This window comes from Erwinia aphidicola (assembly GCF_024169515.1).
Lineage (GTDB): Bacteria > Pseudomonadota > Gammaproteobacteria > Enterobacterales > Enterobacteriaceae > Erwinia > Erwinia aphidicola.
In genome coordinates this window covers 4597805-4611751 of the sequence record NZ_JAMKCQ010000001.1, presented here as the reverse complement: position 1 = coordinate 4611751, position 13947 = coordinate 4597805, and the positions used below count along the sequence as shown (strand labels likewise).

Annotated in this window: 9 protein-coding genes, 1 tRNA gene and 1 pseudogene; 6 read left to right on the top strand and 5 right to left on the bottom strand. The window is 53.1% G+C overall.

The window, feature by feature from the left end; all coding sequences use genetic code 11:
• Positions 1 to 88: 88 nt before the first annotated feature.
• The 5 genes and pseudogenes from mobC to J2Y91_RS21495 form a co-directional block, all read right to left on the bottom strand.
• Positions 89 to 892: a MobC family replication-relaxation protein gene (gene mobC, locus J2Y91_RS21515; RefSeq protein ID WP_133623363.1), complete on the bottom strand. Its 804-nt coding sequence runs from the start codon at positions 890 to 892 to the stop codon at positions 89 to 91.
• Between the two features lie 8 nt (positions 893 to 900).
• Positions 901 to 1836, bottom strand: a pseudogene (locus tag J2Y91_RS21510) (type IV secretory system conjugative DNA transfer family protein); the annotation flags it as partial.
• 51 nt (positions 1837 to 1887) lie between these two features.
• Positions 1888 to 2811 carry an IS5 family transposase gene (locus tag J2Y91_RS21505; RefSeq protein WP_133623364.1) on the bottom strand — a complete coding sequence of 308 codons (924 nt, stop codon included), beginning with the start codon at positions 2809 to 2811 and terminating at the stop codon, positions 1888 to 1890.
• 246 nt (positions 2812 to 3057) lie between these two features.
• Positions 3058 to 4326, bottom strand: a complete 1269-nt coding sequence (locus tag J2Y91_RS21500) for a tyrosine-type recombinase/integrase (protein ID WP_253539305.1) — start codon at positions 4324 to 4326, stop codon at positions 3058 to 3060.
• Positions 4327 to 4487: 161 nt separating this feature from the next.
• Positions 4488 to 4563: transfer RNA gene (locus J2Y91_RS21495), tRNA-Asn, on the bottom strand.
• Between the two features lie 512 nt (positions 4564 to 5075).
• On the opposite strand from J2Y91_RS21495, the gene J2Y91_RS21490 reads away from it, so the two are divergent.
• From J2Y91_RS21490 to J2Y91_RS21465, 6 genes are all read left to right on the top strand, one after another.
• The gene (locus tag J2Y91_RS21490; protein WP_048915643.1) at positions 5076 to 5999 is read left to right on the top strand and encodes a sugar ABC transporter substrate-binding protein; all 924 of its coding nucleotides are present in this window, start codon (positions 5076 to 5078) and stop codon (positions 5997 to 5999) included.
• A gap of 32 nt (positions 6000 to 6031) precedes the next feature.
• A complete protein-coding gene (locus J2Y91_RS21485; RefSeq protein WP_253539303.1) occupies positions 6032 to 7516 on the top strand; it encodes a sugar ABC transporter ATP-binding protein in 1485 nt (494 codons plus the stop codon).
• A gap of 18 nt (positions 7517 to 7534) precedes the next feature.
• A complete protein-coding gene (locus tag J2Y91_RS21480) occupies positions 7535 to 8566 on the top strand; it encodes an ABC transporter permease (RefSeq protein ID WP_133623366.1) in 1032 nt (343 codons plus the stop codon).
• Positions 8567 to 9302: 736 nt separating this feature from the next.
• On the top strand, positions 9303 to 10220 hold the full coding sequence (gene nac, locus J2Y91_RS21475; protein WP_133623367.1) for a nitrogen assimilation transcriptional regulator NAC: 918 nt from the start codon (positions 9303 to 9305) through the stop codon (positions 10218 to 10220).
• A 147-nt stretch (positions 10221 to 10367) separates the two neighbouring features.
• A complete protein-coding gene (gene cbl, locus J2Y91_RS21470; RefSeq protein ID WP_048915649.1) occupies positions 10368 to 11324 on the top strand; it encodes an HTH-type transcriptional regulator Cbl in 957 nt (318 codons plus the stop codon).
• An 835-nt stretch (positions 11325 to 12159) separates the two neighbouring features.
• Entirely contained in the window at positions 12160 to 13617 is a 1458-nt protein-coding gene (locus tag J2Y91_RS21465; RefSeq protein ID WP_133623368.1) for an NAD-dependent succinate-semialdehyde dehydrogenase, read from the top strand.
• The last annotated feature ends 330 nt before the right edge of the window (positions 13618 to 13947 follow it).

Below are 13947 nucleotides of genomic sequence, written 5' to 3'. Positions count from 1 at the left end.
ACCATATGGCGGGTCGGTCACAATGCTGTCCACAGAGTTGTCCGGCATACTGCGCAGAACGTCAAAGCAGTCGCCATGGCTCAGAACGTCATGCATGATATTCCCTCCCGTCATCTCCATGAGCTGATGAAGAAAGAGCTTCCTGCTTATAACTGATACTCCCTTCCAGTTCATCAATTGTGCGGAACAGAAACATCTCGCGGTGCTTCGCATCAAACGGAACGGGAACACCGTTTCTAATCACCGTTCTGATGCTGCCAAACAGCCTGACCAGCGACTCCTTAGTTTTATCATCCGGCATCACATACATGGCATAGTGCCAGCGTCCGGCGTCGCTGGCTGCCAGATGACTGTTAATGATGCTGATGTAACGGACGCGGGTTTTCATCGACCGCTCTGTTTCCACTGCAACGATGGCACCGCTGCTTAAGGTAATAATGCCGTCCGGTCTGTGCCGGACGCCCGGGTATCGCGACATAAACTCTCCCCGGTCGCCGTTCAGCCAGCCTGTGCCACCTTTTTCCTCAAGGGCGATCCTTACCCACTGGTTTAACAGTCGATGTTCCAGCGTCGAGTTTTTGAGTTTGCCCGGCTCAAAATAGGCAGGGAAAACCTTGTCATTAGCGCTAACCACCATTGCCAGTCCCTGCATGGTGATCCCCCACAATGATTTTCTCCCGGTCAATACTGGGTATTCATGTTTAATCAGGAAGCCCATCGCAGCCACTTTATTGAGCAGTTTATACATCGCATGGTTATGTTTCCCTTTATAGCCGACAACTCTTTTTAAGGTCTGGAAATCAGAGAACGTTTCCTCCTTGAGAAAATACAGCAATGTCCGCATTCTCCGTTTTGCGGCTTCATTTCTTTTAGCAACGTTATGAATAAGCATTGATAGCCTCACAGGTTAATGGAGGGTTTGCGAATCGGATTTTCTTTTTCGGTATGCGGAGGTTTTTTATGCTCAAATGAGAGCAGGTCGATATATTGTTTTTTCGCTGGAATGTGGAAAAGTTTGGTTGCCTTCGCCAGATCATTCTGGGTAAAAACAAAACCGACAAATTTCGGCAAATTGAGCAGCATATTGCTGTCTATATAATAGCGTTCCGCCTGGCGGATCATCCTGTCCGTTTCCATCTTCTCCGTCAGGGATATATCTGTTTTCACTTTCCTCATTTCATCGTCAACCAGAATAGAGCCGGTCATCCTTGCCACCCAGTCGGCAGTGTCCGGATCGCGAAGGCGATAAACCAGCATAAACTTGCAGTTCTCAATCACCGAACCTGCAACGGCATCACCCTCCAGATCTGCCGGGCAGTCATATAAATCTTTTACCGACTGGTGGGCCATGATGATATGCACACCTTTATCCCGCGCTGCGCCAAGTCCCTCAAGCGCAGGGCGTGATAGGTGATACTTGAGTTCATCAAGGAAAATAGCGACCGGACGAGGTTTGCCTTTTATTCGATCACGCGTTTCAGCTACCTGTATCAGGCGAGTTAAAATCATTCGCTGAGCCGATATGATTTTCTGGTTACGCATCGAGCCGATGATGTAGCAGCATCCGCCTTCATCAAAAATGGTCTTTAAGGAAAATCCGTTACGCGCATTAATGGAATTCACTAAAGCTATTTCCTCAAGCTCGCCATAAAAAGCAGGCACATCTTCACTGAGGGATTTCACAAAGTCAGTGTTAAATAAGTCGCGTAACGTCATTCCCTTTTCGTAAATAGCTGCCGTATTTCTGGCTGCGCGACGGTCGGCGATACGGTAAAAGTCAGCACCTTCGCCTTTTTTACCCAGGCTGAAACCGGCATTAAACAGTTCCTCCAGGGCTTTGTTGAATAAATCGGATTTAGATAAATGCTCCCCTCGTCGCTGACTTTCTCAGGCAATCCTTACACTTTCTGGCATGCCTGCACGCGTCATTTTGTTTAATGCACGGATCATGGCCATAGCCTCCCCAACCTGAGCATCATAATCCCGCAACGTAAGATGCCCACCAAACAGCTGTTTGACACGATACATTGCAGTTTCAGCCACCGAACGTCGGTTGTAAGCCGTGTGCCATTTCCAGTACGCATTGCTTCCCGTGAGCCGTTGCCGGGCAACCGCCTGATTTCTTTCGGCATATTCAGCCGGCCAGTAACCCGCCCGGGTTCGCGGCGGGATAAGTGCTTTGATTTTCTTACGCCGCAGTTCGTCGTGGCACCGTCTGGTGTCATAAGCCCCGTCGGCTGAAGCGACCCTGATTTTCCGGTGTGTCTGGTGGATAAGTCCCGGGAATGCTTCAGCATCAGTCACGTTGTTCAGGGACAGGTCAGCACAGATAACCTCATGCGTACCGGCGTCCACAGCCAGGTGCAGCTTCCGCCAGACACGGCGCTTTTCCTTACCGTGTTTTTTCACCTTCCACTCACCCTCACCGAAAACTTTTAAGCCGGTGGAGTCGATAACCAGGTGGGCAATTTCACCGCGTGTGGGGCTTTTGAAAGGGATGCTGACGGACTTAGCCCCCCTGCTGACGCAGGAATAATCCGGGCAACGGAGCGGGAGCTTCATCAGGATAAAAATGGAATCGATGAATCCCTGCACAGCGCGCAGCGTGAGGCGAAAGACGCGTTTGAGCATCAGAACGGTGGAAATGGCCAGCTCGGAATAATGTTGCGGACGACCACGTGAAGAGGTTTTGGGTTCGTCATACCAGGCCTGAATGGCCGACTCATCAAGCCAGAATGTCAGTGAGCCCCGATTGACGAGGGCTTTGTTGTAGACGTTCCAGTTGGTGATTTTGAACGTTTGTTTTGCCACGGGATACCGCTACAGGATCGAGAATGTGGTGATCTGATCCTGATTACGGCAAAAAGTTCGATTTATTCAACAAAGCCCGTGGATAGATCTAAATGATAAGCGGACCTCACACTTTCGATTCACGCAGGTCAATTCGGTTGAAGATGCTCATAAACGGCTTAACAATTTCTCCGAGTTGAAGCCAGAAAAATGCCGTACCAGTACAGACTGATACGGCTATTTCTGTGGTTTATTTTGTCAGAGGGGTTATCCCATTGCGCAACTGATTTCCTTCCCACAAATATAAGGTGGAGCATACGCTTTCCGGCACATATCCAGATAATCCGACCACCATTGCATCATCGCTTTACGGGCTTCGAGATATTCTGCTTTATGGAGGTAAGCCGCTCGAACGCTGTTACGCTCCTGGTGACTCATCTGCCGTTCAACCGCATCCTGTGCCCATAGGCCAGACTCCATCAGGGCACTACAGGCCATTGCCCGGAATCCGTGGCCGCAGATTTCATCTTTCGTGTCATAACCCATCAGCCGCAGTGCCTTGTTGACCGTGTTTTCGCACATCGGTTTATACGGATTATGATCACCCGGAAATACCAGCTCCTGATGCCCGGATATTTCCCGTATTTGTTTCAGAATAGTGATGGACTGGCTGGAGAGAGGAACGATATGCGGTGTGCGCATTTTCGCTCCACGCCCGGAATAGCGGACACCGGGGATTGCCTCGCGAGTGGCAGGAATGGTCCAGATTCTGTTCCTGAAATCGATCTCAGACCAACGGGCGAAACGCAGTTCGCTGGAACGTATGAACAGGTGCAGGGTGAGTGATACTGCCAGGCGGGTTAGTTCTCGTCCTTGCTGATAGTCCTCTATGCGAGCCAACAGCTCCGATAGTCGTTCCAGTGGAAGGGCAGGGTAGTGGCGTTTAACGGGAGGGGTGATGATACCGTCCAGATTTGCCGCCGGATTGTTATCTATCAACTCCTGATGCACGGCATGGCGCATGATGTTGCACATATGCTGCCGGGAACGTGCCGCCACTTCCAGTAGGCCCTTTTTCTCAATCCCTTTCAGCAGGTCGATAAAATGACGTGGTTTTAGTTCAGAGATAGGTAGATGCCCAATGATCGGAAAAATATGGTTATTCATGCTGGCGAGCAGACGGACGGCATGATTCTCAGACCATGCTCTGTTGCTTTTATGCCAGCTCAGTGCAACAGACTTGAAGGTTTCTTCTGGCAACGCAGTGGTTCTTTCAGCGGAGCGTTGTTGTGCTGGATTGATATTCTGCACCAGTAGCTTACGGATACCGCCACGCTGTTGACGAGCATCAGCCAGAGAGACATCAGGATAAGCACCTAAGCCGAGGCGGGATTCTTTTCTATTGATGCGGTATTTGAGATACCAGAGACGTGAACCGCCTGGATTAACAAGCAGATATAGACCATGAGAATCGGAAACTTTGAAGGGTTTAGCGGATGATTTTAAGTTGCGGATTTTTGAGTCGTTAAGAGACATTTGGGGGTCACTCCGTCATCGAACCAACTTGACCCCAAATCTGACCACCAAATTCTCCCGATGCGGAGGGAAAACTGAAAATGCATCGGGAAGACTTTTCACGCTAACTCATTGAATCGGAATCACATAAGGATTCGCAAAGCGGCATGAAAACAAGAATTTGGCTCCTCTGACTGGACTCGAACCAGTGACATACGGATTAACAGTCCGCCGTTCTACCGACTGAACTACAGAGGAATCGTGTGAACGGGGCGCATGTTAACGGCGTGCCTGCGAAATGTCAAAGTACCAATCGACAACCTGAGTGCGTTTGCTGACAAAAGCAGCGTTCTGATACTTTTCCTTTATTTCTGCTCGTTCCTCAATCTCTGCGCCAGATCTCACTTTCCCGCCTTTCCCTTGCCGATGTTAGAGGTGTGTCAAATTTTTGTTATTTGCTGATTTTAAAACATGCGTTTCGATGCTTTCATAGTGAAAGTTTCAGTTGGTGTGATTATGAAACAAAAAAACTGTTTTGCGATGACGCCAGCGGGGATGCGCAAAGAAGGTGGTGTGAGTTTTAACTAACCCGTTGTTTATATAAATAAAAGACAGACCCGATTAGCCGTACCCTGAAAGAGAGTATTACCCGAAATAGTCACCCCCTACATTTTAATAAAGCCGTCGGTGAAGTTGAGTGAATGTAAAAGAAATTTTTCATTCGCCGTATCAGCGAACCTTCGCATGCTAACGATAATAAGGGCTTTGCCATGAACGTGAAAAAAACAATTTTAGCGTCACTGTTAGTGTGTATGTTACCTGTCACCAGCTTTGCCAAAGATCTCCAGATTGGCGTCTCTATGGCACTGTTTGATGACAACTTTTTAACTATCGTGCGCAACTCAATCAACAATGAGATGAAGGCAGAGAATGTTAAAGGCCAGGTAGAAGACGCTAAAGGCGATGTCGCACAGCAGCTGCAACAGGTTCAAAACTTCATCGGCCAGGGCGTCGATGCCATCATCGTTAACCCGGTAGATACCAACGCCGTTAAACCCATTGTTGATCTCACCACTAAAGCCGGCATCCCGCTGGTGTTCGTCAACCGCAAACCCGCCACTACCCTGACCGGCAAAATGGCCTTCGTCGGTTCTGACTCCGAGCTGGCAGGCCGCCTGCAGATGGAAGCGCTGGCAAAACGCATGAACTACAAGGGTAACGTCGCCATTCTGTTAGGTGACCTCGCCAACGAAGCCACGCGCGAGCGTACCAAAGGCGTGGAAGCCATTGTGGCGAAATATCCTGGCCTGAAAGTGGTACAGAAACAAACCGCGAAATTCACCCGTAACGATGCGGTAGACGTCACCAGTAACTGGCTGACCGCGGGTGATGATATCCAGGCGATTGCGTCAAACAACGACGAAATGGCGATTGGTGCGCTGCAGGCATTAGGTAAAAACCCTAATAACATCCTGGTGGCGGGCGTCGATGGCACACCGGATGCGTTGCAGATGATTAAGAACGGCAAGATGGTTGCCAGCGTATTCCAGGACGCTAAAGGTCAGGGCGAAGGTGCCGTACAGACCGCTGTGAAGCTGGTGAAAGGTGAGAAAGTGCAGCCGATTGTTGATATTCCCTTCCAGCTGATCACCAAAGAGAACTACGAGAAGTTCACCAGTAAAAACCAGAAATAACGTTCTCTGAACCGGTTGTACGGAGGTAGTAAATGACCGCATATGCGCTAGAAGCCGAAGGCATCAGCAAATTTTTCCCGGGCGTTAAGGCGTTAAGTAACGTCTCGTTTCGAATCAAGCCGGGAACGGTGCATGCTCTGATGGGGGAGAATGGTGCGGGGAAATCCACCTTAATGAAGTGCCTCATTGGGATCTACCGTCCCGATGAGGGGCTGATCCGCATTAAGGGTGAACCCGTGCAGTTTACCGACACGCTGGATGCGCTGCGTTCGGGAATTTCCATGATCCACCAGGAGCTGAATCTGGTACCGCATATGACGGTCGCCGAAAATATCTGGCTGGGTCGCGAGCCGATGAAATTCGGCTTCGTTGACCACGGCAAGCTCAACCGCCTAACCAAAGATCTGCTGGTTAAGCTGAATATTCGCCTGCGTCCCGAGCAGATGGTGGGCGATCTCAGTATCGCCTCCCAGCAGATGGTGGAAATCGCCAAAGCGGTGTCGTGGAACTCAGACATCGTCATCATGGATGAACCGACATCGGCACTGACGGAAACCGAAGTGGCGCATCTGTTCACCATTATTCGTGACCTGCGTTCGCAGGGAAAAGCCATCATCTATATCAGCCACAAAATGGATGAAATTTTTGCCATTACCGATGAAGTCAGCGTGTTCCGTGACGGCGCATGGGTCGGCAGTAACGAGACGGCCAACTACACGCGTCAGTCGCTGATTACCCAGATGGTCGGGCGTGAGCTCACTCAGCTGTTCCCGAAAACTGACAGCAATATCGGTGAAGATGTGCTGACGGTGCGCAATCTGACGCGCAACAGCGTATTCCAGGACATCAGCTTCAGCGTGCGCCGCGGTGAGATCCTCGGCGTCGCCGGGCTGGTGGGTGCCGGCCGCAGTGAAGTGATGGAAAGCCTGTTTGGTATGACCTCGACAGACAGCGGTGAGATCCTGATCGATGGCGTACCGACCACCATCGATTCCCCGGCCAGCGCGATTGAAAAAGGCCTCGCCTTCCTGACGGAAGACCGTAAGAAGTCGGGCCTGTTCCTTGTGCTGTCGGTGATGGAGAACATGAGCATCGTCAAAATGACTGACTACAGCGCCAAAGGCGGCTTCGTCAATCATGGCAATATGGCGAAAGACTGCCTGGAACAGATTAAGCGCCTGAATATCAAGACGCCGACCATGGACCAGATTATTAACAACCTCAGCGGCGGTAATCAGCAGAAGGTGTTAATCGCCCGCTGGCTGCTGGCACAGCCGAAAATCCTTATCCTTGACGAACCTACCCGTGGCATTGACGTCGGTGCGAAGGCGGAGATCTACCGCCTGATCAGCGAACTGGCGAGCCGGGGCGTCGCCATCATTATGGTCTCCTCTGAACTGCCGGAAATCATCGGTATGAGTGACCGCGTGATGGTGATGCACGGTGGACGTATTACCGGCATCCTCGATAAAGAAGACGCCGACCAGGAAACCATTTTGTCATTGGCGTCCGAATAAGGGCGTGAGGTAAACAACATGAGTGAGATGAAAATGACAACGCAACAGTCGGCTGAAGCGCCATCGTTTTTTGATAATGTTAAAAGCAAGCTGCCCAAAGATACCGGTATTTTTGTGGTGATGGTGGGTATCGCGCTGATTTTTGAAGCCTTCGGCTGGTATGTACGCGATCAGTCATTTCTGATGAACCCGAACCGCCTGGTGCTGATTGTGCTGCAGGTAGCCATTATCGGGATTATCGCGGTGGGGGTAACGCAGGTCATTATTACTACCGGTATCGATTTATCCTCCGGCTCGGTCATTGCGCTGACGGCGGTGGTTGCGGCCAGCCTGGCACAAACCTCGGAAAGCCTCTCGCCCATGTTCCCGTCACTGGTGGATATGCCGGCGGTACTGCCGATAGGGGCGGGGATCGGGGTGGGCATTCTGTGCGGTATCGTTAACGGCGTGCTGATCACCAAAACCGGCATCCCGCCGTTTATCGCCACGCTGGGGATGATGGTTTCCGCTCGCGGTCTGGCACAGTATTACACCCAGGGTAACCCTATCAGCTTCCTGTCCGACGGCTTTACCTCCATCGGTCAGGGTGCAATGCCGGTGATTATCTTCCTGGTTGTCGCGGTTATCTTCCATATCGCCCTGAAACACACCCGCTACGGTAAATATGTCTACGCCATCGGCGGCAATATGGTTTCCGCCAAAGTTTCCGGTATTAACGTCAATAAGTATCTGATTATTGTCTACACCATTGCCGGTGGGCTGTCCGGCCTGGCCGGGGTCGTGCTGGCGGCGCGCGTCAGCAGCGGGCAGTCAAGTATGGGCCTGGGCTACGAGCTGGATGCCATCGCTGCGGCGGTTATTGGTGGCTCAAGTCTGATGGGTGGCGTCGGGCGCATTACCGGCACGCTGATCGGTGCGGTGATCCTAGGCCTGATCAAGAGCGGCTTTACCTTCGTCGGTGTCGATGCCTACGTGCAGGACATTATCAAAGGGATGATTATTGTCGCCGCGGTATCGATTGATATGTACCGCAACCGTAAAAAACGCTAACCCGCTACAAAATTGCAGGGGGGGGGCGACCGCTGAGGTCCCCCACAAAAATTGATTTGAATAGTGTTGCGGGATAACAGGTGCCCGGTTTCAGGAGGGAGGGCTGCTTTCCGCACCGGCATGAATACGTCCCTGTAGCCTGGCTCACGGCCATCCCTGGCCGTGGGCCTGCTGCAATCAGCCCTCCCTCCTTGCACCCAAAGCCCCAGCGTCGCGGTTTAAACCCACAGCGAGCACGATGATAGTGGGGGATGAGCCCGGCCTGAGGTAAGCCGGACGTCACGCGGCAGGGATGCCGCGTGCCGAGGCCCGCAGGGAGCGTCTTTTGCCGTTCCGGCGTGCTCAGGCCGGGCTCAGGCCGGTTTGCGGACGTTTAGCGATGGAAGTGATTTATGGGGATACCTCAGGGGTCGACCTTTTGGTCCGGTCGACCCTTAAGATGGATACGACCTCTCTACACATACGCCAGAGACCTGCACATCCTCAACGCATTTTCTGCACCATCGGCGTGCAATCCCGTCAACTGCTCTGACCTGCCAGATATCAATCTCATTAATCTCTGCGCCAGCGGTAATCAGATTCTCTTATTTTACCGCCTGTTAGCGCCCCCTTTACCTGAGCGCGAAGCCGTTAGGAAAATTCTGGCACGCCGCTTGCAATCCTGATTGGGTCAGAGTGAAAACTTATTATAAACCGCCAGCGCTGCTGGCATTCGGGGATACGCGACGGAGGCATTATGAACTTAAGACGACTGAAGTATTTCGTAAAAATCGTCGACATCGGCAGCCTGACTCAGGCTGCAGAAGTCCTGCATATTGCACAGCCTGCGCTGAGCCAGCAGGTGGCCACGCTGGAAAATGAACTGGACCAGCAGCTGCTGATCCGCACCAAGCGCGGCGTGACGCCTACCGAAGCGGGTAAAATCCTCTATTCCCACGCTCGCACGATTTTACGCCAGTGCGAGCAGGCACAGACTGCGGTAATTAATGCCGGGCAGGCGCTAAGCGGGCAGGTCTCGATTGGCCTCGCGCCGGGTACGGCCGCCTCCTCACTGACCATGCCGCTGCTGCAAACCGTGCGTGAACAGTTCCCGGACGTGCTGGTGTACTTACACGAAAACAGCGGGGCTTCACTAAACGAAAAAGTGATGAATGGGCAGCTTGACATGGCGGTGCTGTACGATCGTGCGCCGACGGCCGGCATCACCAGCATTGCGCTGATGAAAGAGGAATTATATCTGGTGGGCGCCAGCGCCTGTCCGGGGCAAAGCATCGATCTCGCCGACGTTGCCGAGATGAACCTGTTCCTGCCGCGTGACTACAGCGCCGTGCGCAAACGGGTTGATGAAGCGTTCTCCCTGCGCCGCCTCAGCGCGCGTATTATCGGTGAGATAGAGTCCATCGCCACGCTGACCTCGGCAGTTTCCAGCGGTATGGGGGCGACGGTATTGCCAGAGTCCGCGGCGCGCGCGCTGGTCAGCTCGACCAATGCCTGGATGGCGCGGATTACCAGCCCGACGCTGAACCTGCCGCTCTCTCTTAACGTCTCTGCCCGTGAACCCCTGTCGCCGTCGGCGCAGGCGGTGAAAAACATTCTGCTGTCGCTGCTTAATAAGCCGGTGGTGGAAGATCGCGAGCTGATGCTGGTCAGTTAACTCCCCTTTGTGCCGGGCGCGCAGTCGCGCGCCTCACCGCCCGCCTTATCGCTAAAAAGCATATAAAACCTCTTTTTATTATTTGTTGCTATCAATTTGCATCCTTAACATGATGTAAACCAGCAGATAACCGAGAGAGGAACGCACGTGAATTTTCAGCAACTTAAAATCATTAAGGAAGCGGCACGCTGCGAGTTTAATCTCACCGAAGTGGCTAATGCGCTGTTCACCTCCCAGTCTGGAGTCAGCCGCCATATACGTGATTTAGAAGATGAACTGGGCGTAGAGATTTTTATCCGGCGCGGCAAACGTCTGCTCGGCATGACCGAACCGGGTAAAGCGCTGCTAACCATTGCCGAACGCATTCTGGATGAAGCTGGAAAAGTGCGTCGCCTCGCCGATGTCTTTACTAACGAATCGAGCGGCGTCCTCACCATCGCCACCACCCACACCCAGGCACGTTATAGCCTGCCGAAAGTGATCAAGGCCTTCCGCGCGCTCTATCCGAATGTCCGTCTCGAACTCAACCAGGGTTCTCCGCAGGAGATCGTCTCAATGCTGGTGGCGGGGGAGGCGGATATCGGCATCGCCAGTGAGCAGGTGGTCAACAACCCGGCGCTGGCGGCTTTCCCGTGGTTCAGCTGGCATCACGCGCTGCTGGTGCCGAAAGGGCACGAGCTCGAGCAGCAGCAGCCGGTTTCCCTGGCGGCGCTCAGCCGTTATCCGCTGATCACCTACCGCCAGGGGATCACCGGGCGCTCCCGCGTGGATCGCGCCTTCCACAGTGCCAGCCTGAAGCCGGATATTGTGCTGAGCGCCCAGGACTCCGACGTGGTGAAAACCTATGTTGAACTGGGATTAGGCGTGGGGATTCTGGCCGATCAGGCCTGCCAGCTGGATGAGCATTCGCAGCTCACCCGGCTGGAAGCGCGCCATCTGTTTGAGTCAAACACCGTGTGGCTGGGCCTGAAGCGCGGCCAGCTGCAGCGTAATTTTGTCTGGCAGTTCCTCGAGCTGTGCAACGCCAATCTGTCACTGGAAGAGATCAAGCGCCAGGCACTGTCGCTGAACGAAGAGGAAACGGTGATCGATTTCCAGATTTAACGGCAAATCGCAGAACAGCAGGGGCCAATACGCTTTTTCGATTGGCCGTTTCACACAGCGGGTTGACCGAAAAAGAGGGTCAACCCCTACAAAAATACGGTGCACAGACAGTAGGGGCCGATCTTCTTTTTCGATCGGCCCTTTCACACAGCGGGTTGACCGGAAAAGAAGGTCAACCCCTACAAAAATACGGTGCACAGACAGTAGGGGCCGATCCGCTTTTTCGATTGGCCCTTTCACACAGCGGGTTGACCGAAAAAGAAGGTCAACCCCTACAAAAATACGGTGCACAGACAGTAGGGGCCGATCTTCTTTTTCGATCGGCCCTTTCACACAGCGGGTTGACCGGAAAAGAAGGTCAACCCCTACAAAAATACGGTGCACAGACAGTAGGGGCCGATCCTCTTTTTCGATCGGCCCTTTCACACAGCGGGTTGACCGGAAAAGAAGGTCAACCCCTACAAAAATACGGTGCACAGACAGTAGGGGCCGATCCTCTTTTTCGGTCGGCCCTTTCACACAGCGGGTTGACCGGAAAAGAAGGTCAACCCCTACAAAAATACGGTGTTCACAGACAGTCCTTTCACACAGCGGGTTGACCGGAAAAGAAGGTCAACCCCTACAAAAAATACGGTGTTAACAGACAGTCCTTTCACACAGCGGGTTGACCGAAAAAGAAGGTCAACCCCTACAGGTCATGGCGATGACACCGGCCACGGCATAAAATTTCGTTTCCCCGGCGAAAACCCCTTTCCGCGCGCTCCCCACACTGTGATAACGCAGCATTGATTGCCGCGCCTCCGTTAAAGTGAAATGAACTTATTAAGGAGACGCTATGCTCGCACAACGTTTACATGACGCTACTCTGCTGCGCCAGCAGGCTTTTTTTAACGGTGAATGGCAGGGCGCGCTCAACGGCGAAACGCTGCCGGTCACCAACCCGTCAACCGGCGAAGTGCTCTGTACTATTCCGGCGCTCGGCGCTCAGGAAACCGAGCAGGCGATAGCCTTTGCCGATGCGGCACGTAAAAGCTGGGCGAAGACGCCGAACGCGCAGCGTGCGCTGCTGCTGGAGAAATGGCATCAGCTGATCCTCGACAATGCTGACGACCTGGCCACCATCATGACCGCCGAGCAGGGCAAACCGCTGGCGGAAGCCAGGGGCGAAGTGCTGTACGGCGCGGGTTTTGTGAAGTGGTTTGCCGAAGAAGCTCGCCGCATTTATGGCGACACCATTCCGGCACCGAGCGATGACCGCCGTATCCTGGTGCTGAAGCAGCCGGTTGGCGTCGCCGCCGCTATTACCCCGTGGAACTTCCCGATTGCGATGATCACCCGCAAGGTTGCCCCGGCGCTGGCCGCAGGCTGCCCGATCATCGTTAAGCCGTCGGAGCTGACCCCGCTGTCGGCGCTGGCGCTGATCGCACTGGCGCAGCGCGCAGGCATCCCGGCTGGGGTATTGCAGATTGTCACCGGCTTACCCAAAGAGATTGGCGAAACCCTGACCGGCAGCCGCACGGTGCGGAAAATCTCCTTCACCGGCTCGACGCGCATCGGCCAGCTGCTGATGCAGCAGAGCGCCGACAGCATTAAGCGCCTGAGCCTCGAACTGGGCGGTAACGCGCCGCTGATCGTCTTTGACGATGCCGACCTCGAGATTGCTATCAGCGGGGTGATGATGAGTAAATTCCGCAACGCCGGGCAAACCTGCGTCTGCGCCAACCGCATTCTGGTTCAGCGTACTATCTACCCGCGCTTTGCCGCCCGCCTGCTGGAAGAGGTGGCGAAGCTGAAAGTGGGCGATGGTTTTGCCGACGGCAGCACCATCGGCCCGCTGATCAACGCGGCGGCGGTAAGCAAAGTGAATGGCCATATTGAAGATGCGCTCAGCCACGGCGCCGAGCTGTTAACCGGCGGCATCAGCAACGGTAACGGCACCTTCGTGGCGCCGACGGTACTTGGCGGCGTTACCCGCGCCATGCGCATTGCCCATGAAGAGACCTTTGGCCCGGTCGCACCGCTGTTTATTTTTGACACAGAAGAAGAAGCGATAAATATGGCGAATGATACCCCTTACGGTCTTGGGGCTTATTTCTTCACCGAAGATATTCGCCGCGCATGGCGTGTAGGAGAGTCGCTGGAATTTGGTATGGTCGGTTTTAATACCGGCTCTGTTTCTTTAGAAGTGGCGCCGTTTGGTGGAATTAAACTCTCCGGCGTCGGGCGCGAAGGCTCGCGCTACGGCATTGAAGAATATCTCGAATCAAAAGCGTTTCATTTCGGCAGTCTTTAAAAGCTAAATAAAGTTTAAGCGTTAAAAAAGGCCTGCACCCCGAAAAGGTGCGGGCCTTTTTTATAAATAAACCCGTGGCTTAATGAAAGCCTGACAAAACGTCCGCGCTGAATTGGTGCAAGTTTAGTACCGGATTCACCGCGCTGGTGCATTCGTTTTGTGATGAAAATCATCTATTTAAATAGTCGGCTTAACTGGAAAAAAACCACCGTCATTACGGCACAAAATTTTTTTCACCCCGCTTTTACGCATTATTATTTTTTCCCAGGGCTGGCATACTTTCTGCATTGCTTAATACAAATGCAATATTACTTAGTACCAGAAAGCATT